The sequence below is a fragment of the Streptomyces sp. NPDC004051 genome (genome assembly GCF_053604275.1).
Window position 1 is genome coordinate 71838 of the sequence record NZ_JBSGHG010000001.1, and the last position, 21468, is coordinate 93305.

General features: G+C 72.4%; 20 protein-coding genes. 9 read left to right on the top strand and 11 right to left on the bottom strand.

Features of this window, described 5'->3' with window-relative positions:
- Positions 1-99: 99 nt before the first annotated feature.
- Both ACWEQO_RS00355 and ACWEQO_RS00360 read right to left on the bottom strand, forming a co-directional pair.
- Positions 100-1110: an SCO1860 family LAETG-anchored protein gene (locus tag ACWEQO_RS00355; RefSeq protein WP_452977261.1), complete on the bottom strand. Its 1011-nt coding sequence runs from the start codon at positions 1108-1110 to the stop codon at positions 100-102.
- Between the two features lie 196 nt (positions 1111-1306).
- The gene (locus ACWEQO_RS00360) at positions 1307-2404 is read right to left on the bottom strand and encodes an amidohydrolase family protein (RefSeq protein ID WP_361459502.1); all 1098 of its coding nucleotides are present in this window, start codon (positions 2402-2404) and stop codon (positions 1307-1309) included.
- Between the two features lie 174 nt (positions 2405-2578).
- Here ACWEQO_RS00360 and ACWEQO_RS00365 point away from each other — a divergent pair, with 174 nt between their 5' ends.
- From ACWEQO_RS00365 to thpD, 5 genes are all read left to right on the top strand, one after another.
- Positions 2579-3682 carry a pyridoxal-phosphate-dependent aminotransferase family protein gene (locus ACWEQO_RS00365; protein WP_361459501.1) on the top strand — a complete coding sequence of 368 codons (1104 nt, stop codon included), beginning with the start codon at positions 2579-2581 and terminating at the stop codon, positions 3680-3682.
- Positions 3683-4163: 481 nt separating this feature from the next.
- Entirely contained in the window at positions 4164-4670 is a 507-nt protein-coding gene (gene ectA, locus ACWEQO_RS00370) for a diaminobutyrate acetyltransferase (protein ID WP_452977265.1), read from the top strand.
- A gap of 85 nt (positions 4671-4755) precedes the next feature.
- Complete coding sequence (ectB, locus tag ACWEQO_RS00375) at positions 4756-6027, top strand: diaminobutyrate--2-oxoglutarate transaminase (RefSeq protein ID WP_361459499.1); 1272 nt, start codon at positions 4756-4758, stop codon at positions 6025-6027.
- Positions 6028-6127: 100 nt separating this feature from the next.
- Positions 6128-6526 (top strand): ectoine synthase, encoded by a 399-nt coding sequence (locus tag ACWEQO_RS00380; protein ID WP_361459498.1) that lies wholly within the window; start codon positions 6128-6130, stop codon positions 6524-6526.
- Positions 6527-6532: 6 nt separating this feature from the next.
- The gene (gene thpD, locus ACWEQO_RS00385) at positions 6533-7444 is read left to right on the top strand and encodes an ectoine hydroxylase (protein ID WP_452977269.1); all 912 of its coding nucleotides are present in this window, start codon (positions 6533-6535) and stop codon (positions 7442-7444) included.
- A 155-nt stretch (positions 7445-7599) separates the two neighbouring features.
- Here the strand turns inward: thpD and ACWEQO_RS00390 are convergent, their stop codons facing one another.
- The 4 genes from ACWEQO_RS00390 to ACWEQO_RS00405 all read right to left on the bottom strand — a co-directional run bounded on the left by ACWEQO_RS00390 (position 7600) and on the right by ACWEQO_RS00405 (position 11667).
- A complete protein-coding gene (locus ACWEQO_RS00390; RefSeq protein WP_452977272.1) occupies positions 7600-8652 on the bottom strand; it encodes an aminotransferase class V-fold PLP-dependent enzyme in 1053 nt (350 codons plus the stop codon).
- Between the two features lie 61 nt (positions 8653-8713).
- Entirely contained in the window at positions 8714-9424 is a 711-nt protein-coding gene (locus ACWEQO_RS00395; RefSeq protein WP_361459495.1) for a DsbA family oxidoreductase, read from the bottom strand.
- Positions 9425-9499: 75 nt separating this feature from the next.
- Positions 9500-10006 (bottom strand): GNAT family N-acetyltransferase, encoded by a 507-nt coding sequence (locus tag ACWEQO_RS00400; protein ID WP_452977275.1) that lies wholly within the window; start codon positions 10004-10006, stop codon positions 9500-9502.
- Positions 10007-10137: 131 nt separating this feature from the next.
- Complete coding sequence (locus tag ACWEQO_RS00405) at positions 10138-11667, bottom strand: aldehyde dehydrogenase (NADP(+)) (RefSeq protein WP_452977278.1); 1530 nt, start codon at positions 11665-11667, stop codon at positions 10138-10140.
- A gap of 150 nt (positions 11668-11817) precedes the next feature.
- Between ACWEQO_RS00405 and ACWEQO_RS00410 the strand changes: the two genes are divergently transcribed.
- The 4 genes from ACWEQO_RS00410 (at position 11818) to ACWEQO_RS00425 (ending at position 15236) form a co-directional block, all read left to right on the top strand.
- Positions 11818-12591 carry an IclR family transcriptional regulator gene (locus ACWEQO_RS00410; protein ID WP_361459492.1) on the top strand — a complete coding sequence of 258 codons (774 nt, stop codon included), beginning with the start codon at positions 11818-11820 and terminating at the stop codon, positions 12589-12591.
- A 218-nt stretch (positions 12592-12809) separates the two neighbouring features.
- The gene (locus tag ACWEQO_RS00415) at positions 12810-13388 is read left to right on the top strand and encodes a SigE family RNA polymerase sigma factor (RefSeq protein ID WP_452977281.1); all 579 of its coding nucleotides are present in this window, start codon (positions 12810-12812) and stop codon (positions 13386-13388) included.
- Positions 13385-14251: a hypothetical protein gene (locus ACWEQO_RS00420; RefSeq protein WP_361459490.1), complete on the top strand. Its 867-nt coding sequence runs from the start codon at positions 13385-13387 to the stop codon at positions 14249-14251. Before ACWEQO_RS00415 ends, ACWEQO_RS00420 begins: the two co-directional genes overlap by 4 nt.
- Before the next feature lie 154 nt (positions 14252-14405).
- Positions 14406-15236 (top strand): pectate lyase, encoded by an 831-nt coding sequence (locus ACWEQO_RS00425; protein ID WP_361459489.1) that lies wholly within the window; start codon positions 14406-14408, stop codon positions 15234-15236.
- Positions 15237-15295: 59 nt separating this feature from the next.
- Here the strand turns inward: ACWEQO_RS00425 and ACWEQO_RS00430 are convergent, their stop codons facing one another.
- The 5 genes from ACWEQO_RS00430 to ACWEQO_RS00450 all read right to left on the bottom strand — a co-directional run bounded on the left by ACWEQO_RS00430 (position 15296) and on the right by ACWEQO_RS00450 (position 21343).
- The gene (locus ACWEQO_RS00430) at positions 15296-16378 is read right to left on the bottom strand and encodes a dienelactone hydrolase family protein (protein WP_452977285.1); all 1083 of its coding nucleotides are present in this window, start codon (positions 16376-16378) and stop codon (positions 15296-15298) included.
- A complete protein-coding gene (locus tag ACWEQO_RS00435; protein ID WP_452977288.1) occupies positions 16375-17502 on the bottom strand; it encodes a pectinesterase family protein in 1128 nt (375 codons plus the stop codon). The genes ACWEQO_RS00430 and ACWEQO_RS00435 overlap by 4 nt, the downstream gene beginning before the upstream one ends.
- 102 nt (positions 17503-17604) lie before the next feature.
- Complete coding sequence (locus tag ACWEQO_RS00440; protein ID WP_452977291.1) at positions 17605-18945, bottom strand: pectate lyase family protein; 1341 nt, start codon at positions 18943-18945, stop codon at positions 17605-17607.
- A gap of 67 nt (positions 18946-19012) precedes the next feature.
- Positions 19013-19819: a rhamnogalacturonan acetylesterase gene (locus ACWEQO_RS00445; RefSeq protein ID WP_452977294.1), complete on the bottom strand. Its 807-nt coding sequence runs from the start codon at positions 19817-19819 to the stop codon at positions 19013-19015.
- Positions 19820-19981: 162 nt separating this feature from the next.
- A complete protein-coding gene (locus ACWEQO_RS00450; protein WP_452977297.1) occupies positions 19982-21343 on the bottom strand; it encodes an ABC transporter substrate-binding protein in 1362 nt (453 codons plus the stop codon).
- Positions 21344-21468 lie beyond the last annotated feature (125 nt).

Here is a 21468-nt window from a genome sequence, read left to right on the forward strand (position 1 = left end):
GGGACCGGCCGTCGGTGCCCCGGTGGGTACGGCGGGGACCGGCGGTGGGAGCGCCGGTCCCCGTCGGCACACCGGTGTGCCGGTGTCAGGTGTACTGCGTCAGTTGCGGCGGCCCCGGCGGGAGAGGGCGACTCCCGCGCCGCCCGCCGCGAGGAGTGCGACGGCGGCGCCCGCGATGTACGGGGTCGTCGAGTCGCCGCCCGTCTCGGCCAGGTCCGCCTTGGCCGGCTGCCCGGCGGGGGCCGCCTGCTCGGCCCGCGCGCCCTGGGGCTGCACGTCGGCGGTCCTGGGCTCCTCGGACTCGTCGGGCTTTTCGGACTCCTCGGGCTCCTCGGGCTCCGCCGGAGCCGCCTGCTCCGCCGCCGGGGCGGCGGGTTGCTCGGCCGGGGCCTCGGGGGCCTCGCACTTCGCTTCGGCCAGGGTGACCGTGCCGTTGACCTCGGCGACGTTCAGCTTCAGCGGGTCGACGGCGACCTCGAGCCGGAGCGCGGTGGCGGCGGCGGTGCGGGAGGTGGTCTCCGTCCTGGACAGGTCCAGGCGGACCTCTCCGACGCCCGGCACCGTGACCTCGGTGGTACCGGTGGAGGTCAGCGTGACGCGTTTGCCGAACACGGTCACCGAGCCGGGCAGGGTGGCCGAGGCCAGCGGGGTCCGGCCGGTCTCGCAGACGGCCCTGGAGGTGACCTTCTCGAGCTCGATCAGCGACAGCAGCGGCAGTCCGGGCACATGGATCCGGGCCTTGGCCAGGGTGGTGGAGGCCTCCGCCCGCTGCCCCTCCACCGTCGCCTTCGCGTCGGCCACCTCCGCGCGCAGCACGCTGAAGGGCCTGCCCTTGTCGACGCCCTCCAGGTCCGCGGTGAGGAGGGTCTTCTGCGCGCTCTGCGGGGCCCGGACCTCGTTGAGGGAGACGGTGAGCGGGACGTGCACGCTCTTGTCGAGCAGGGCCACGTCGAGCCCGGTGCGCAGGACGGCCGCGCTCGCACTGCCGTGTTCCCCGGTGGCCTGCGCGGGGCCCGCTCCGGCCAGCGCCACGGGACCTGCGGCAAGGACGGTGGCCGCGGCGACGGCGGACCAACGGCGTGCGGGCATGCGGAAGTTGGTGCTGTTCAAGGTGGTGGGACCCCCATGAGACGTAAGTGGGACCCGGAAAGAATGACCGTCCCGACAGACGACCGTCAGCGATCCGAGGACACTTCACTCCTTCGTGGCGGGTCCGTCGGCACATTCGAATCCCGGGGCACGGTTGTTCCCCACCACCGCCCGCGCTTCACCCGGTGGGCGGGTTTCACCCGCCCGGCAGCGGTTCCTAGCCGACCACGCGCCCGTTCAGTACCACCCGGCGCGGGTCGGTGAGCACCCGTACGTCCGCGCGCGGGTCGGACGCGTAGACCACGAGGTCGGCCGGGGCTCCCTCCTCCAGGCCGGGGCGGCCGAGCCAGGCCCGGGCGGCCCAGGTGCCGGCCGCGAGGGCGTCGACGGGCGGGATGCCGGCGGTGACCAGTTCGGCGACCTCGGCCGCCGCCAGGCCGTGCGGGAGGGTCCCGCCCGCGTCCGTGCCGACGAAGACCGGGATGCCGGCGTCGTAGGCGGAGCGCACGGTCTCGTAGCGGCGTGCGTGGAGCCGGCGCATATGGGCCGACCAGCGCGGGAACCTGGACTCGCCGCCGTCGGCCAGCCCGGGGAAGGTGGCGATGTTGACGAGGGTCGGGACGATCGCCACGCCCCGTTCGGCGAACAGCGGGATGGTGTCCTCGGTCAGGCCCGTCGCGTGCTCCACGCAGTCGATGCCCGCCTCGACCAGGTCCCGCAGGGAGTCCTCGGCGAAACAGTGCGCGGTGACGCGGGCGCCCAGCCGGTGCGCCTCGGCGATCGCCGCCTCGACGGCGCCGCGCGGCCAGCAGGCCGACAGGTCGCCCAGGTCGCGGTCGATCCAGTCGCCGACGAGCTTGACCCAGCCGTCGCCCTGCCGGGCCTCCTGGGCGACGTAGGCCACGAGGTCGTCGGGTTCGACCTCCCAAGCGTAGTCGCGGATGTAGCGGCGGGTGCGGGCGATGTGCCGGCCGGCCCGGATGATCTTCGGGAGGTCGTCGCGGTCGTCGATCCAGCGGGTGTCGGAGGGTGAGCCCGCGTCCCGCAGCAGCAGGGCACCGGCGTCCCGGTCGGTGAGCGCCTGCTTCTCCGCGGCCTCGGCGGGGACCGCGCCGTGCCGGTCGAGGCCCACGTGGCAGTGGGCGTCGACCAGGCCGGGCAGCACCCAGCCCTCGACGGTCCGGACGTCGCGGGCGGCGCCGGGACGGTCGTAGGAGATCCGCCCGTCGACCACCCACAGCTCGTCGCGGACCTGGTTCTCGTCCGGTCCGACGAGGATCCGGCCCTTCACGTGCAGCACCGCGCGTTCGCTCATACACCGCACCCTAGTGAGCCGCCACCCGGACGGGCCCACCCGGCCCGGGGCCCCGCCTCCCCCTCCCGCCGGGGAATCCGGCCCCGGACGGGCTCCCGTACGCTCGCACCTGTGCCCCTCACGACCTCGTGCGGGCACGACCCCGTGAAGCCGCGATCTGGAGAGAGCACCGCCGTGAGCACCCACCCCTTCCTCGGTCTGGCCCCGCTGAGCGCCACGCACTTCGCCTCGATCGAGGACCGCGTGGCACGGCTGCTGCGCACCACGCAGGACGTCGTGATCATGCAGGGTGAGGCGCTGCTGCCGCTGGAGGGCGCGATCCGCGCGGCCGCGGGCCCCGGCACGACCGCCCTGAACGTCGTCACGGGCCCCTACGGGCAGACCTTCGGGGACTGGCTGCGGGACTGCGGCGCCACGGTGATCGACCTGGCGGTGCCGTTCCACACCGCGGTGACGGCCGGGCAGATCCGCGAGGCCTTCGCCGCGCACCCGGAGATCGACTTCGTCTCCCTGGTGCACGCGGAGGCGGCCACCGGGAACACCAATCCGGTCGCGGAGATCGGCGAGGCGGTACGGGAGCACGGGGCGCTGTTCTACCTGGACGCGGTGGCCTCGGTCGGGGCGGAGCCGGTGCTGCCGGACGCGTGGGGCGTGGACCTGTGCGTGATCGGGGCGCAGAAGGCGATGGGCGGTCCGGCGGGCGTGTCGGCGGTGTCGGTGAGCGAGCGGGCGTGGGCCCGGATGGCGGCGAACCCGCGGGCTCCGCGCCGCTCGTACCTGTCGCTGCTGGACTGGAAGGAGCGCTGGATCGACGGGGGCCGTACGGCGCTGCCGCACGCGCCGGCGCAGTTGGAGATGCTGGCGCTTCAGGCGTGCGTGGAGCGCATCGAGGCGGTGGGCCTGGACACGGTGACGGCGCGGCACGCCGCGGCCGCCGCGGCGACGCGGGCGGGGGCGCTCGCGCTGGGCGGAGGCCTGGCGCCGTACGTCCACGAGGCGTCCGAGGCGGCTCCGGTCGCCACGACCCTGCGGGCCCCCTCGGACACGGTGGCCGCGGAGCTGGTGGCCCGTGCCCTGGCCGTGGACCCGGCGCTCCCGCTGGCCGCGGGGGGCGGGGCGCTGGCCAAGGAGATGATCCGCGTCAACCACTACGGCGCCGACGCGACCCGGGGCGCGGTGCGCGCGAGCCTGGCCGCCCTGGGCACCGCGCTGGCGGAGCAGGGCCTGACGGTGGACGTGCAGGGCGCCCTGAGCGCGGCCGACGACGCCTGGCGGTGAGGACTCCGAAGCGGAGCGAGAGGGCACCGGCGACGCCGACGTCCCCGACGAGGCCGACGACGCCGTCGGCCTCGCCGGCCTCGTCGGGGGCATGAGCGGCCGACCGGCCACAGACGACCGAATCGTGAATTCCATAGGATTACCGGAAGCAATCAGGGGCATTCTTACCCGATATTCTCCCGCTTATTTCAATACAACCTTCCAGGGCAGCTTCCCATCTCCTTCTGCCCGCTTTTCCCGGACCTAAACGCAACGATTCAGCGGGGCGGGAAGCGGCACTTCCGGGACCCCTTCAGGGGAGTTACACATTTGTGACCGACCCCACGGCACGACCGATTTGCGCCTTGTATTCACTGCAAAACGGGGCATCCCGCCGAGGTTCCGCTTGCGGCTTCACGCCCGCGCGATAACATAGTTCAAGCCACCAGGTAACCCCGGCAGCCGATGCATTTTCGAATTCACCTGGGTAAGTTGAATTCACATGACTGCCGCTCAAGCAGACCCACAGATCGACCGCCCCGCCCTGGCGGACGGAGCCGCATTGTGGCGGATAGCCAGGGACTCGAAAACCCTCGACCTGAACTCGTCGTACAGCTATCTCCTGTGGTGCCGGGACTTCGCCGCCACATCGGCCGTCGCACGCGACGCCGCCGGGGAGCCGATCGGCTTCGTCACCGGCTACCTGCGGCCGGACAGCCCGCACACCCTGCTCGTCTGGCAGGTCGCGGTGGACGAGGCGCACCGGGGCCGTGGTCTGGCCGCCGCTCTGCTCGACGGTCTGGTCGCACGGACCACCGCGGAACACGGAGTGAACACCGTGGAGACCACCATCACCCCGGGGAACACCGCCTCCGAGCGTCTGTTCACCGCGTTCGCCCAGCGCCACGGCGCCCGGCTGGAGCGCGAGGTGCTGTTCGAGGCCGACCGGTTCCCCGACGGACCGCACGACCCCGAGGTGCTGTACCGCATCGGTCCCCTCGCCCCCTGACCTCCGGCCCCGCGCACGAGGAAGTGCGTCACCCCGCCGATCCCGTCTCCCTACGACCTCCCACGCCAACGAGGAGCGATTCGTCGTGACCATCACCCAGCCCGACCTGAGCGTCTTCGAGACCCTTGAGTCCGAGGTGCGCAGCTACTGCCGTGGCTGGCCCACCGTCTTCGACCGCGCACACGGCAGCCGCATGTACGACGAGGACGGCCACGAGTACCTCGACTTCTTCGCCGGAGCCGGTTCACTCAACTACGGCCACAACAACCCCGTACTGAAACGGGCGCTGATCGACTATCTGGAGCGGGACGGCGTCACCCACGGGCTCGACATGTCGACGACGGCCAAACGCGCGTTCCTGGAGTCCTTCCAGAACTGGATCCTGCGCCCGCGCGACCTGCCGTACAAGGTCATGTTCCCGGGCCCGACCGGCACCAACGCCGTCGAGTCGGCGCTGAAGCTGGCACGGAAGGTGAAGGGGCGCGAGTCGATCGTGTCGTTCACCAACGCCTTCCACGGCATGTCCCTGGGCTCGCTCGCCGTGACCGGCAACGCCTTCAAACGGGCCGGGGCCGGCATCCCGCTGGTGCACGGCACGCCCATGCCGTTCGACAACTACTTCGACGGCACGGTCGAGGACTTCCTGTGGTTCGAGCGGCTGCTGGAGGACCAGGGCTCCGGCCTCAACAAGCCGGCCGCCGTGATCGTCGAGACCGTGCAGGGCGAGGGCGGCATCAACGTCGCCCGGCCCCAGTGGCTGCGCGCCCTGTCCGAGCTGTGCGCACGCCAGGACATGCTGCTCATCGTCGACGACATCCAGATGGGCTGCGGCCGTACCGGCGCCTTCTTCTCCTTCGAGGAGGCGGGCATCACGCCGGACATCGTCACCGTGTCCAAGTCGATCAGCGGCTACGGCCTGCCCATGGCGCTGACCCTGTTCAAGCCCGAGCTGGACGTCTGGGAGCCGGGCGAGCACAACGGCACCTTCCGCGGCAACAACCCGGCCTTCGTCACGGCGACCGCCGCTCTGGAGGCCTACTGGGCCGACGGGTCCGCGATGGAGAAGCAGACCCGGGCGCGCGGCGAGCAGATCGAGCAGTCGCTGGTCGCCATCGCCGAGGAGAACCGCGCCGACGTGAAGGAGTACCGCGGTCGCGGGCTGGTGTGGGGCGTGGAGTTCCACGACAAGGAGCGCGCGGGGCGGATCGCCTCGCGGGCCTTCCAGCTCGGGCTGCTGATCGAGACCTCCGGCCCGGAGAGCGAGGTCGTCAAACTCCTCCCGGCCCTGACCATCACCCCGGACGAGCTGGACGAGGGGCTGAGGACACTGGCCCGCGCCGTCCGCGAGACCGCCTGAACCACCTGCTGAACCGTCCGGGCCCCCGGCCCCGGCCCGGGGCCCGGACGGCCCGCAGGCACCGTCACCATCACCCTCACCAAGGAGGCATCGCAGCACCGTGATCGTCCGTTCCTTCAAGGAGCTCGAGGGCACCGACCGGCATGTGAAGTCCGCGTCGGGCACCTGGGAGAGCAAGCGCATCGTCCTCGCCAAGGAGAACGTCGGGTTCTCCCTGCACGAGACCATCCTGTACGCCGGTACGGAGACGTCGATGTGGTACGCCAACCACATCGAGGCCGTCGTCTGTGTGGAGGGAGAGGCAGAGCTCACCGACCACGACTCCGGGCTGACGCACACCATCACGCCCGGGACCATGTACCTCCTCGACGGGCACGAGAAGCACACGCTGCGGGTGAAGAAGGACTTCCGCTGCATCTGCGTCTTCAACCCGCCCGTGACCGGACGGGAGGACCACGACGAGAACGGCGTATACCCGCTGCTCACCGAGGAGGTGTGAGGTTCCATGACCACCGTGACCCCCAGCACCGAGACGCACGTCCCCGACCTCTATCCCACCCGCGGCTCCGCCGAGGTCATCACCCCGCGGCAGGACCCGGTCGTCTGGGGCGCCCCGGACGCGCCCGGCCCGATCACGCCGGCCGACCTCGGGTCGTTCGAGCGTGACGGCTTCCTCGCCGTCGACCGGCTGATCACCGAGGACGAGGTCGCCGTCTACCGGGACGAACTGGACCGGCTGATCGCCGACCCGGCGATCCGGGCCGACGAGCGGTCGATCGTCGAACCGCGCTCCAAGGAGATCCGCTCGGTCTTCGAGGTCCACCGGATCAGCGAGGTGTTCGCGCGGCTGGTGCGCGACGAGCGGGTGGTCGGCCGGGCCCGGCAGATCCTCGGCTCGGACGTGTACGTCCACCAGTCCCGGATCAACGTCAAGCCGGGCTTCGGGGCGAGCGGCTTCTACTGGCACTCGGACTTCGAGACCTGGCACGCCGAGGACGGTCTGCCGCGGATGCGGACGGTGTCCGTGTCGATCGCGCTGACCGAGAACTTCGACACCAACGGCGGTCTCATGATCATGCCGGGGTCGCACAAGACGTTCCTCGGGTGTGCGGGGGCCACACCGAAGGACAACTACAAGAAGTCGCTGCAGATGCAGGACGCGGGCACCCCCTCCGACGAGGGGCTGACCGCGCTGGCGTCCGAGTACGGCATCAAGCTGTTCACCGGCCCGGCCGGCTCGGCGACGTGGTTCGACTGCAACGCCATGCACGGCTCCGGGGACAACATCACTCCGTTCCCGCGGAGCAACGTGTTCATCGTGTTCAACAGCGTCGAGAACACGGCCGTCGAGCCGTTCGCGGCGCCGGTCCGGCGTCCCGAGTACATCGGGGCACGGGACTTCACGCCGGTGAGGTAAGCGCGGGACCCGGAACAGCGGGACCCGGAACAGGTGCCGTGAACGCGTGATCTGCGCGCCCGACGGTGACTGCGGGCCGGTGCCTCCTCGTGCGGTGCGGGAGGCACCGGCCCGCTGCCGTGCGCGTGGCCGGGCCGGTGCGGGACCCGTCCTCCTCAGCCGGACAGGGCGTCCAGCAGCCGGTCCACGTCGGACGGGGTGTTGTAGAGGTGGAAGGACGCCCGCAGATGGCCGGCCCGGTCGGACAGGGCCAGGCCGGCCCTGTCCAACTCGGGCTCGAGACGGCCCAGTTCCGGCACGGAGACGATGGCCGAGCCGGGTGCGGTTACGGGCTCGTGGCCCAGCGCGGCGAGCCCTGCCCGGAAGCGGTCGGCGAGGGCGAGGTCATGGGCGTGGATCGCCTCCACCCCGATCTCCTCGACGAGTTCGAGGGAGGTGCGCAGCCCCGCGTAAGTGAACAGGGCCGGGCTCACGTCGAACCGGCGGGCCGAGCGGGCGAGTTCGGTGACCGGTCCGTAGCAGCTGTCCCAGGGCCTCTCCGCCGCGACCCACCCCGCCTGCACCGGGGTCAGCCCACCGAAGTCCTCCGGCACGACGAGGAAGGCCGCCCCGTGCGGGCCGAGCAGCCACTTGTAGGTGATGGCGACGGAGTAGTCGTGGGCGCCGGCGTCGACCGGCAGCCAGCCGGCCGCCTGGGAGAAGTCGACGTAGGTGCGCGCGCCGTACGCCCCGGCCGCCTCCCGCAGCGCGGGCAGATCGGCGATCCGGCCGTCGGCGGACTGCACGGCGCTCACCGCGACCAGGGCGGTGTCCGGACGGACGGACCCGGCGAGCCGCTCCAGGGGCACGGCCCGCACCGTGAGGTCGCCGCGTACGTGGAACGGGTTGAGCACCGAGGCGAAGTCGCCTTCGACGGTGAGCACTTCGGCGCCCGGCGGCAGGGAGGCCGCGATCAGCCCGGTGCAGAGGGCGGCGGTGGCGCCGGCCGCCACGCGCTCGACGGGGACGCCGGCGAGCCGGGCGTAGGCGGCCCGGCACGCCTCGACGTCGTCGAACAGCGGATCCAGCGGGCCGCCCTCGGCCTTCAGCCGCACGGCCTCCTCGAGGGCGGTCACCGTACGCGCGGGCAGCAGTCCGCTGCTCGCGGTGTCGAGGAAGGTGTTCTTCGGGGTGAACTCGGCGCGGACGAGGTTCGCGAAGGTCTCCATGGGGCCACTCTGCGGTCCCGGAACCTCCCCGTCCACCGGCTTTCGGGCCCGTCCGGCGCGGTCAGCCCTGCGGGACCGCGCAGCCGTCGGGGCCGCATGCCTCCGCGTCGCCGTCGACGGTCTTCAGCGGCGACCGCTCGCCCCACGCCTGGGTCAGCGCCCGGGTGAACACCTCGGCGGGCTGGGCGCCGGAGACGCCGTACGTGCGGTCGATGACGAAGAAGGGCACGCCCCGCGCGCCGAGTTCCGCGGCTTCCCGCTGGTCCTCGCGCACCTCGGCGGCGTACGCGTCCGGGTCGGCGAGGACCGCGCGGGCGGCGTCGGCGTCGAGGCCGGCGGCGGTGGCGAGTTCGAGGAGGCGTTCGTCGTCGCCGAAGACGGACCGCTCCTCGGCGAAGTTCGCCCGGTAGAGGAGGTCGAGCAGCTCCTCCTGGCGGCCCCGGGTGCGGGCGAAGTGCAGCAGGCGGTGCATGTCGAAGGTGGCGCCGTGGTCGCGGCCCCGGGTGCGGTACGGCAGTCCCTCGGCCGCGGCCTGGGCGCCGAGGTTGTCCTCACCGGCCTCGGCCTGGGCCTGGCTCATGCCGTACTTCTTGGTCAGCATCGTGAGCACGGGCTCGATGTGGTCCTTGGCCCGGCCGGGGTCCAGCTCGAAGGAGCGGTGCACCACCTCGACGTCGTCACGGTGGGGGAACCCGCCGAGCGCCTTCTCGAACCGTGCCTTGCCGACGTAGCACCAGGGACACGCGATGTCCGACCAGATTTCGACACGCATCGTTGAGGCACTCTCCCGGTCGTGGGTACACGGAGACTCCCTCCGCTACCTGCGTGAACATTCAACCAGTGGGGTTCATTCCCCCGGCACGGCGAAGCACAGGTGGAGGTGGTGGTCGTCCTCGGCGGGCGGATGCCCCGGGTCCGGGATCCAGCCCCGGCGGGTGTAGAAGGCCTGGGCCCGCCGGTTGTCGGCGTGCACCTCGAGCACGGCGGTCCGCCGTCCGTTCGCCCGCCACTCCTCGACGCAGGCGGTGTGCAGGGCCGTGCCGATGCCGGCGCGCCACCGGTCCGGGTCGACGTGGAACTGGAACAGCTTGACCGTGTCGGCGGGGGCGCCCTGCGGGGTGCGGAACGAGGCGATGCCGGCCAGGTGGCCGTCCCGCACCGAGCACAGCACCTGCCCGTCGGGGTGCTCGACGGCCTCCTGCCAGCGCGCCGACCAGCCGGCGCCGTCCTCGGGGAGGCCGTCCGGGTAGTACGTGGACCGGGCGCGCAGGTGCAGTGCGGCGATGTCCGCGGCCTCGGCCGCCAGGGCGGTCCTGATCACCAAGGAGTCCGTGGTCCGGTGCGATTCGATCATGCACTGCGGGACGTTCCCCGGCGGGCGGTGGTTCCCAGGGGGGCCGGCCTCCGTCGTGTTCCGTCGCGCGGGCCCGTCCGGCGGATCGTGCCGGACGGGCCCCCGCGTGCCGTGCGATGCCGGGTGCGTGCTCAGCGCTCCAGGCTGCCGTTGAAGCGGCGCGGCAGTTTCTGCGGGTTGTCGTCGCGCAGTTCCGGCGGCAGGAGGGCTGCCGGGCTGTTCTGGTAGGCGACGGGACGCAGCCAGCGCTCGATGGCGGTGCCGCCGACCGAGGTGGAGGTGGAGGTGGTCGCCGGGTACGGGCCGCCGTGGTGCTGGGCCGGGGCGACCGCGACACCGGTCGGCCAGGCGTTGACGAGGACCCGGCCGGCGAGCGGGGTCAGTTCGGCGAGGATCTCCGCGCCCCGGCCCCGTCCGGCGCCCTCCTCCTCGGACAGGTGGACGGTGGCGGTGAGGTTGCCGGGCAGGCGGGTCAGGACGGAGCGGACCTCGGCGTCGTCCTCGTAGCGGACCACGACGGTGACCGGGCCGAAGCACTCCTCCAGCAGCAGGTCGTGCTCGCCCTCCGTGGCGAGTCTGCTCGCCGGGACGGTGAGGAAGCCGGCGCTGACGGTGTGCTCGCCGCCCGCGCCCGGGGTCACCGGGGACTCCACGTCGGGCAGTTGGGCGCGCTCGGCGACCCCGGCGACGAAGTTGTCGTGCATCCGGTGGTCGAGCAGGACACCGGCGTCGGTGGCGCTGACGGCGTCGGTCAGGGACTTGACCAGGCGGTCGCCGGCCGCGCCGACGGGGGCGAGGACGAGGCCCGGCTTGACGCAGAACTGGCCGACGCCCAGCGTCATCGAACCGGCGAGGCCGGCGCCGATCGCCTCGGCGCGTTCGGCGGCGGCGGCCTCGGTGACCAGGACCGGGTTCAGCGAGCCCAGCTCGCCGTGGAACGGGATCGGGACCGGGCGGGCGGCCGCCGCGTCGAAGAGGGCGCGTCCGCCGCGCACCGAGCCGGTGAAGCCGGCCGCCGCGACCAGCGGGTGCCGGACCAGTTCGACGCCGGCCTCGAAGCCGTGCACCAGGCCGAGCACGCCCTCGGGGACGCCGTGCCGGGCCGCCGCGCGGCGCAGCACCTTGGCGACCAGCTCGGACAGGCCCGGGTGGTCGGGGTGGGCCTTGACGACCACCGGGCAGCCGGCCGCCAGCGCGCTCGCGGTGTCGCCGCCGGGGACGGAGAAGGCGAAGGGGAAGTTGGAGGCCGAGTAGACGGCGACGACCCCCAGCGGGACCTTGTAGCGGCGCAGGTCCGGGACGGGCGGGGTGGCGGTGTCGTCGGGGTGGTCGATGACGACGTCGAGGAAGGCGCCCTCGTCGACGATGTCGGCGAAGGCCCGCAACTGGTAGCAGGTGCGGGCGAGTTCGCCGGTCAGCCGGACCGGGCCGAGGGCGGTCTCGGCGTCGGCGGCCTCGACGAGCCGGTCTCGGGCCGCCTCGAGTTCGTCGGCGGCACCGCGCAGGAAGGCCGCACGGACGGTGCGGTCGGCCAGGGCGCTCCGCGCGTCGTGCGCGGCCCGGACGGCGGCGTCCACCTCCTGGGCCGTGGCCTCCACCGCAACCTGTTCCCGCTGCTTCCCGGTACGGGGGTCGACGCTCCAGACTGGTGCTGCTGCCACCACGAGTCCCTCCACTTGACTGCCGCCCTCAATGCCGCAGTATGTACGTCACCCGTCGGCGGCGTTCGATATACTGAACACTGTCTCTGATGATGAATGTGCTGCTGGAGACTATAACTTCAGCTTCTCGTCGAACGAAGGGTCAAGGGCATGTCGGCTGGCGAGACGGGCGGCGGCGCGCAGGTCAAGTCCGCGGTGCGGACCGTTGAACTGCTCGAGTACTTCGCCGGACGCCCCGGAATGCACTCCCTGGCGGCGGTCCAGGAGGCCGTCGGCTACCCCAAGTCCAGTCTCTACATGCTGCTGCGCACCCTCGTCGACCTCGGCTGGGTGGAGACGGACGCGACGGGCACGCGGTACGGCATCGGCGTGCGGGCGCTGCTCGTGGGCACGTCCTACATCGACGGCGACGAGGTGGTGGCGGCGGCCCGCCCCACCCTGGACCGGCTCTCGGACGACACCACGGAGACCATCCACCTGGCCCGGCTCGACGGCACCAACGTCGTCTATCTGGCCACCCGGCAGTCGCAGCACTACCTGCGCCCCTTCACCCGGGTCGGCCGCCGGCTGCCCGCGCACTCGACGTCGCTCGGCAAGGCGCTGCTGAGCACGTACCCGGATGAGCAGGTGCGCAAGATGCTCCCGCAGACGCTGCCCGCGCTCACCGAGAACACCATCACGGACCGGGAGAAGCTCATCGAGGAGCTGCACCAGGTGCGCGAGCAGGGCTTCGCCGTGGACCGCGAGGAGAACACGCTCGGGCTGCGCTGCTTCGGGGTGGCGATCCCCTACCGCACGCCCGCGCGGGACGCGATCAGCTGCTCGGTGCCGGTCGCCCGGCTCACCCCCGCGCACGAACAGACGGTCAAGGACGCCCTGTTCGACGCGCGCGACCGGCTGACCCTGGCCACCCGGAGGCTCTGACCGTACGGGCCGCCCCGCGCGGGGCCGCCGCGGGGCGGGGACTGTGGTGACGACGGGCCGTCCACTGTTCGACCCGTCACACAGCCCCCTGGATGATCACTGCTACGCTCCGGATGCCGCACGGCCGACTCCTGACATGCGCGTGTCGTCCACAGGGCACGCACCGTCACATCCCTGGACTCGCCGGGCATTCGACACCGATGCGAGGGAGGTAGCCCGTGGGTGCGCTCGTCGACGACGCCGCCTCCGTGGAGTTCCACGCCTTCTTCGAGCGTCACTACGCCGAACTGTCCCGTCTCGCCTGGCTGCTGACGGGCGAGGCGGACGCCGCCGACGACCTGGCCGCGGACGCGCTGCTGGCCCTGTGGCACCGCTGGGACCGGGTGCGCGCCGCCGAGCATCCGGTGGCGTACGCGCGGGGCGTGGTCGCCAACACGGCGCGTACCCGCATCCGCGGCGCGGTGCGCGAGCGGCGCCGGATCGCCCTGTTCTGGTCGCAGCGTGAGGAGCGGGTCGAGAATCCGGACGTCGCGGGCGTGCTGGACGTGCGGGAGGCGTTGCGCAGGCTGCCGTTCCGCAAGCGGGCGTGTGTGGTGCTGCGGCACGCCTTCGACCTGTCGGAGAAGGACACCGCGCTGGCCCTGGGCGTCTCGGTGGGTACGGTGAAGAGCCAGACCTCCAAGGGGCTGGCCGAACTGCAGCGGCTGCTGGGCACGGCGGAGGTGCCCCGGAGGGTGCACGCCGCGGCGGGGCGCCCGGGGAAGCCCACCGGCGAGGACACGGGAAGGGACCGATGACGATGCGGCGGGACGTGCACGAGGAGCTGCGCGCCCGGCTGCACGAGGCGGCCGGGGAGCACGAGCCCGACCGGGAGCGCATCCTGGCCCGGGTCGAACGCGGCATGGCCCGCCCGGCCCGGACCGGCCGCCGGGCCGCCCGCCCGCCGGTGCTCGGATGGATCCGGGTGGCGGGCACGACGGCCGCGGTCGCCGGAGTGCTCGCGGCGGGCGGCTTCGCGGTCGCGTCCGTGGTGACGGGCGAGGAGCCTCCCGCGCAGCGGGAGGTGGCGGTCTCGCCGGCACCGGAGCCCACACCGTCGCCGGACGCGACGAGCCGGGCGCCCCTGCCGCCGGCGCGACCGTCGACAAACCCGGCGGACCCCTCGAAGGAGACCGGCGATCCGGGCTCGGCACCGGCCCGGACCCCGGGTGCGGAGACGCCCACGACGAAGGCGCCGGGGACCACGCGTCAGCCCCGAGGCGTCGAGGACGGGCCGCTGTGGTCGGACGGCTCGGTGGACCGGCACAGCAACGAGTTCTGGGCGCAGAGCAACATCACCCTGAAGACCACCGAGCCGCTGACCGCGCTCACCGTGGAGCTGCGGATCGCGCAGACCGGCGGGGTCTCCTCCACGGGCGCCTGGCGTTCCCTGCCCGAGGAGGACTTCCGGCTGACCACCGACGAGCGGGACGGCTTCCTCGTCTACACCTGGACCCTCGAGAAGGGGCGCACCGTCACCCCGGGCGAGTGGGTCTTCGCGGGGCAGTACGACCACGCGCGCGGCGGCCGGGACGCCGGGGGCGACACGTACACCGCGACGGCCGTCACCGGCTCCGAACGGCTCGCGGTGGGCGGCGACTTCGCGGCCCGGGACGACTGACGCGCGGTGCGGTTCCCGCCGTTCGCCCGCGGGGCGGACGGCGGACCGTGGCGGCCCGCGGGAAGCCGGGAAAAAAACTTCCCGGTCGCGGCAACCCTTTCCCGTCCTGCGGCAACCAAGAGGCGAAACGATTCCCCTCTTGCAAGGAACGAGCATGACTGCACGAGCCGAACAGCGCGTCTCCCACCGTCGCCGGACCGGCAGAAGGCGGGCGGTGATCGCCGGAGTCTCCGCGCTCGGCATCACGGGGGCGGCGGTCGTCACCTCGGCGATGCTGTCCACCGCGAGCGCCGCCTCCTCGTGGCCCAAGGACACCGGCAGCAAGCCGGTGTCGAAGACCGTTCCGGTCTCCGGGGTCCTCGACGGCGGCATGAAGAAGTACTACGGCACCGGTGCTCTGGGCGGCGACAGCCAGGACGAGGGCCAGGACCCGGTCTTCGAACTGGCCGACGGTGCCACGCTCAAGAACGTCATCATCGGCACCCCGGCCGCCGACGGCGTGCACTGCAAGGGCAGTTGCACGCTGCAGAACGTGTGGTGGCTGGACGTCGGCGAGGACGCCGCCAGCTTCAAGGGCAAGTCGTCGTCGGCGCAGTACAAGGTGATCGGCGGCGGCGCGAAGAAGGCCGACGACAAGGTGCTGCAGTTCAACGGCGCCGGGACGCTGACGGTGAGCGGCTTCCAGGTCGAGGACTTCGGCAAGCTGGTGCGCTCCTGCGGCAACTGCAAGACGCAGTACAAGCGCACGATCGTGCTGAAGGACATCGACCTGACGGCCCCCGGCAAGTCGATCGTCGGCATCAACACCAACTACGGGGACACCGCCACGCTGTCGCAGGTCCGCATCCACGGGGACGGCAAGAAGAAGATGAAGACCTGCACCCGCTACCAGGGCAACAACACGGGCAAGGAGCCGAAGGACCTCGGCTCCGGCGCCGACGGGAAGTACTGCAGGTTCTCGGACTCGGACATCACCTACAAGTGACCCGGCCGGGCACCTGACCGGTTCCGGGCCGCCGCCGTGCCGACGTACGGCGGCGGCCCTCACAGGACGGAGCCGAGCCAGGCGTACACCTCGTCCTGCATCGCGTCGTCGAAAACGTGGCCCCGGTCCGGCCACGTCTTCAGCCGCAGCCGGTCCTCGGCGCCCTGGGAGCGCCAGACGGCACGCAGTCTGTCGTAGGCGGTACGGACCCCGTCGGCGGGGAACAGGGCGTCGAGCCCGCCGTGGAAGAACAGCATCGGCCGGGGGGCGGCGATGCTCGCCACATCGGGGATGTCCAGGTGCCGGGCGAGCCCGGGGTGGAGCATGTGGAACGCCGACTGCCCGCGCAGCGTGTTGTTCCCGGGCACCATCATCTCCTTCAGCCCGGTCATCCAGCACACGCTCGCCGCCGCCGCGACGTGGTCGCTGAGCGCGGCCACCTGCCAGGCCCGGTAGCCGCCCATGGAGAAGCCGAGGGCGGCGACCCGGCGCGCGTCCACCCGGTCGAGGCCGGCCAGGAAGGCGGCGGCCCGCTGGTCCTCGCGGGCGTGGAGTCCGGCGAGCGAGGAGCCGAGGTGGAAGAGGTTGCTCGCCAGTTCCTGCTGCCGCTCGTAGACCAGCGGCCCCCGCTCGCCCCAGCCGAGGGCGTCCAGGCAGAGCACCACATGGCCGCGTCGGGCGAGTTCGTCGCCGACGAAGCGCCCGGCGAAGTACCGCTCGGCCCACTGTTCGGCGGAGGCGAGCCGGGCCTCGTCGTACCAGGGCCGCACGCCCTTCTCCTTGCCGATGTCGAAGCGGGAACCGTGGTCGTGCAGGAGCAGTACGGCCGGGAAGGGCCCGGGGCCCCGCGGGGTGAGCAGGGCGCCGCGGACCCTGCCGTACCGGGTGAGCGAGAGCTCCACGCACGCGCGGGTGTATCCGTCCCCGTCCGGACCCGCGGTGAACTCGGGCGCGTACGGTGTGCCCTCCTGGTCCGGCACGACGAGCAGCTCCCCGACCTTGTCCCGGGCCGTCCGCCGCCACGCCGGGAAGTCCCGGACGGGCGAGGTGCCCCAGGCCAGCGGGAACGTCAGGTCGTCCTTGAGCGCCGGATGGAGACCGGGCGGGCCGGGCGGGGCCGGCGGGTCCGGGGCGGGGGTCATGCGCCGGTCCGGGGGCGCCAGTCGCCGAGGTGGCCCTCGCGGGTGAGGGCGGCGGCCTGGGCACGGCTGAGCTGGGGCCGGTTCTCGGGGACGGTGACCACGGCGCCGGGACCGGAGTTGCGGTACTCGGCGAAGCGCTGGTCCTGCCAGGGATGGCCGCTCGCCATGTCGGTGTACGGCGCGACCGCGTCGATGCCGGGGCCGAGGTGGGTGTCGCGGACGGTGAGCATCGGGCGGGCGGTGGGGTCGGAGCCGGGCACCCAGGGGCGGGCCAGTTTGTAGAAGCCGTCGGGTGCCTCGCTGCTGATCCTGCTCCTCGTGACGAGGTAGCCGCGCGGGTTGGCGCCGGCCGTGGAGGGCGCGAAGACGAAGCCGTGCGGGGCGCCGGTCAGGTCCGGGCGGATCAGGGTGCGGAAGTGGCAGTGCTCGAAGACGGCGGTCGCCCGGCCGAACACGAAGTCGACGTCGCCCTCGGCGTAGCAGTGGGAGAAGTACTGGCGGGCGAAGGTGCCGAGCGCCGTGGAGTCGGCGTACAGGGTGTCCTGGTGGCCGAGGAACCGGCAGTGCGTGAAGGCGCTGCGGTCGCCCTGCACCTTGAGGGCGACGGCCTGGGTGCCGCTGGTGCCGGGGTGGTCGGCGCGCAGCCAGTCGTTGGCGAAGGTGATCCAGCGGGCGGTGAAGCCGTCGGGGCGCACGGTGGTGGTGGCGGAGCCGGAGGTGCCGTGGTTCCCGGAGCCGTCCGGTTTCGGGGTGCCCGCCGCGTTGTCGTACACGATCACGACGTCACGGGGGTTCCGTGAGGCGCCGATCCAGGTCATGTCGGTGCGGTCGGCGGCCACGGACACCGTCTCCCGGTAGGTGCCCGGGGCCAGGACGAGGACGCGTCCGGTGCCGGTCGCGGCGGTCACGGCCGCCTGGACGGAGGTGAAGTCACCGGCGCCGCCGGGGTGGACGTACAGGGACCGGGGGGTCAGGCGGTCGGCCGGCGAGCCGTACCGGCCGAACGGGCGGCGCGGATGGGAGGCCGCCCGGGCGGGCGCCTCGGCCGTCGGGGCCAGTGCGGTCGCGGCCGAGGCGCCCGCCAGCAGCAGGCCCCTTCGGGACACGGGCAGCGAGGAGGGCATGCGGGGCTCCTTCGGTGCGGGGAGGACCGGGGCGGGCGCGTGCCACAGTGGGGGTGGAGCGCGCCCGCCCCGGCGAACGGGGGTGCGGGGACGTCAGGGGTGTCAGCCGATGCGGCCCGCTCCCGCGCCGAGCCTGACCAGCGCCGGGACCGCCTGCGCCGGGTGGACGGCGGTGCGCAGGGTGGGGGTCCAGCCGGCGCCGGAGCGCAGGGGGGTCTCGGGGTTCTCCGCGTTGTGCACGGCGATCAGGTCGGCCCGCTTGCCGTTGACGTGGTTGTTCCGGGCGGTGAGCGGCGAGTCGTTCCACCGCTTGAGGATCTTCGCCGGGCTGACGCCCTCGGCCAGCGTGAACGCGTTGTGCTCGGCGACGAGTTGGGACTCCTTGCCGACGCCGAAGCTGTAGCCGTAGCCCTGGCCGGCCACGAAGTGGTTGTTGTAGACGTCGACCTGTCCGAAGCGGACCCGCGGCGCGCGCTCGACCAGCTTCGAGAACAGGTTGTGGTGGAAGGTCACCTTCAGCCTGCCCCGGTCGCCGACGGCCGTGGACTCGCCGTCGCTGTTGCCGATCAGGATCGTCTTGTCGTGCTCGGTGAAGACGTTCCAGGAGGCGGTGACGTGGTCGGCGCCCCGGACGATGTCCAGCTCGCCGTCGTGCTGCTGGTACAGCATCCCGAAGTGGGTGGGGGCCTCGCTGTCGGGGTGGTCGCCGTCGGTGAAGGTGTTGTGGTCCAGCCAGACGTGGGTGGAGCCGTACACGACGGCGGTGTCGTACTCGGAGTTCCAGTTGCCCCGGTCGCCGTCGGTCGGGTCCCACTGCGGGAAGCAGTCCACCGGGCTCTCGAGGGTGAGGTTGCGGACGATGACGTTGTCCACACCCTTGATCTGCAGGCTGGCGCCCTTGAACCCGGCGTTCCGGCCGACGCCGATGATCGTGGTGTTGGCGGGGATGTTCGCCTTGATGGCGGCGTCCTGGTGGGCGGCCGAGGCCCGGCGCAGGCCCTCGGGGCTGTCGTCGGGCTCGTCGGTCAGGTCCTGTTCCAGGCCCCAGGTCTCGGGCGCGTACGTCTCGAGGTAGTCGTCGAAGTCGTAGCCGGGGGCGGCGAGTGCGTCGCAGCCGCCGGAGACCGCGTCGATCGTCCCCCGCACCTTGATGATCTTCGGGGCGCTGCTGCCGGCCGCCAGGGCGGCCTTGAAGCCGGCCCAGTCGCTGACGGTGTGGACGTGCTCGGCGGTGGCGGCGGCGCCTCCGGTGGTGCCGGTTCCGTGGGACGCCCAGCCGTCGTTCGCGCCGAGCGTCTGCCGGGCGAGGTCGTGGTGGTGGCCGGGGTGGTGGCCGGAGTGCGCCTGGGCGCCGGTGCCGGCCAGGGCCAGCACGAGGGCGGTGCAGCCGGCCAGCGAGGCGGCTCTCACTGTGGCATGCCCCTGCCATGTCGGTCTGTTCATGGTGCGGCTCTCCTGTTTTCTGTGGGTGTCTCGTATTCCTCGCTCGACCGGTCGAGCGGTCAGCCGCTCAGTCGGCGGTGGCGGCGTCCGGCCAGGTGATCCAGGACTCGGGGATCGCCTCGTCCAGCCGGCGCACGTCCCGCGGCGCGAGCACCCGGGTGCGCAGCAGCTCCCGGGCGACCAGCCGGGCCACGGCGATCGCGCCGGGCGGGTTGAAGTGCGTGTTGTCCTGTTCGGTCGCCGTCCAGTTGAAGTACTTCTTGGTCTCCTCGACGCCCAGCTCCTGCCACAGCGCCAGCGACAGGGCCTGGACGTCGAGCAGCGCGACCCGCTCCTCGTCGGCCAGCGCCCGCATCGCCTCCGGGTACGCGCCGTGGCTCGGCACGGCGTCGCCGGCCGGGTCGAACCTCCGGCGCTCCACGGGGGTGGCCAGTACGGGCCGCGCCCCGCGGGCCCTGGCCCCGGCGACGTACAGCCGCAGGTGTTCCCGGTACGTCGTCCAGGGTTCGGTGTAGCGGCTCGGGTCGGTGGCCTTCTCGTCGTTGTGCGCGAACTGGATCAGCAGGAGGTCGCCGGGCTGCATGGCGTCGAGGACGGCGTCGAGCCGTCCCTCGTCGACGAAGCTCTTCGAACTCCGCCCGTTCACGGCGTGGTTGGCGACCGCGAGGTCACGGCGGAGCAGGAAGGGGAGCGCCGTGCCCCACCCGGTCTCCGGCGCCGCGTCGGCGTACTTCCGGGCCGCGGTGGAGTCCCCGGCGATGTGGAGGGTGCGGGGCCGGGGCCTTTCGGGCGCGGCCTGGGCGGTGCCGGTCACCGCGAGGGCGAGGGGGAGGCCGAGACCGGCGGCGGAAACCTGTCTGCGAGTGAGCGACACAAGCCTGTGCCTTTCAGCAAGGGTCCGGTGGAGCGCCTCTCGGGGGCGCGGGACTGTACCTGTGTGCGGCCGCGCCGCGGGGACGCGGCCGGGCGCGGGGACGGCCGCGGCGGCCCGGAGCGAACGGGCCGGCGGCCGCCCCGCGGTGGTGCCGGGAACCGCTCAGGCCATCTGCTCCTGCCACTCGGCCTGGGCCTCGTCGAGCTGCTCGGCCAGGTTGTCGAGGAAGTCCTTCGCGCTCATGTCCCCGAGCAGCACCTTCTGGAAGTTCGGCTCGTTGTCGGCCTTGGAGATGGTGTTCCAGTCCGGCAGGTAGTACGGCAGCTGGACGATGGTCGTCGACCCGTCGCTCAGCGCGTCCGCGGCCAGCTTGGTCGGCTCCGCCTCGGCGATCCAGCCGTCCTTGGCGGCGTCCAGGTTCGACGGCACCTGGCCGGCGGACTCGTTGAACTTCGAGTTCGCCTCGGCCGAGACGGCGTACTCGATGAACTTCCAGGCGGCGTCCTTGTTCTTGGAGCTCTGGAACACGCCGAGACCGTCGACCGGGTTGGAGACCTGGACCCGGGCGCCGCCGGGGCCGGTGGGCTGCGGGATGCCCCGGAACTTGTCGTCGCCGAGCGCCTTCACGTGGTCCTGGTACGACCCGAGGTTGTGGTTGAGCATGCCGATCGTGCCGGAGTCCCACTGCGCGACCATCTTGGTGAAGTCGTTGTTCAGGTCGGCGGCGGGAGTGACCTTCTTGAACAGGCCCGCGTACTTCTCGAGGGCCTCGACGTTCTTCGGGTCGTTGACCGTGGTCTTCTCACCGGTGGAGTCCCAGAACGTGGTGATGCCGGACTGGCCGTACATCGCGTCCAGGGCCTGGGCGATGGAGCCGGCGCCGCCGCGGATGGTGTACCCGAACTCGTTCTTGCTCTTGTCGCTGAGCTTCTCCGCGGCCTTGAAGAAGCGCTCCCAGCTGGTCGGTTCCTCCAGGCCCGCCTTCTCGAACAGGTCGGTGCGGTAGTAGAGGACGCCGTTGTTCGCGGAGGTCGGGACCGAGTACAGCTGGTCGTCACCGCCGCCGGCGGCGCGCAGCGACTCGATCATGTCCTTGTTGAGCTTGCCGTCGAGGGGCGACTTGCCCAGCCGGTCGTCCAGCGGGGCGAGCGCCTTCTGGGCGGAGAAGCCCGCGAGCATCGACGCGCTGATCCCGCCGACGTCCGGCAGGCCGCCGCCCTGGATGGCGGTGTCGACCTTGGACTGGTACTCGGTGGCGGCGATCCCGACGTACTCGACCTCGATCTTCGGGTTGGCCTTCTCGAAGTCGGCGATGATCTCCTTCCAGATCGCGGTACGGACACCGCCGTTGTTGTCCCAGAAGGTGATCTTGCCCGTGCCGCTGCCCTCGGCGCCCTTGTCGCCGCCGGCTCCGCTGCCGTCGTCGCCGCAGGCGGTGACGGTCAGCGCGAGCACGGCGCCCAGTGCGACGGCGGCCGACGTCCGGCGCCTGCCTGTGCTGCTTCTGCGATTGCTGATCTTCATTGGTCGGCTCTCTTCTTCTGGTTCTCTTCTGGTTCCGACGGGGTGTGCGGGTGTGGGGGCGTCTCGCGGTCGTCCGGTGGTGCTCGGCCACGTGGGGCGGCGTCGGCAAGCGCTTGCCGAGGAGG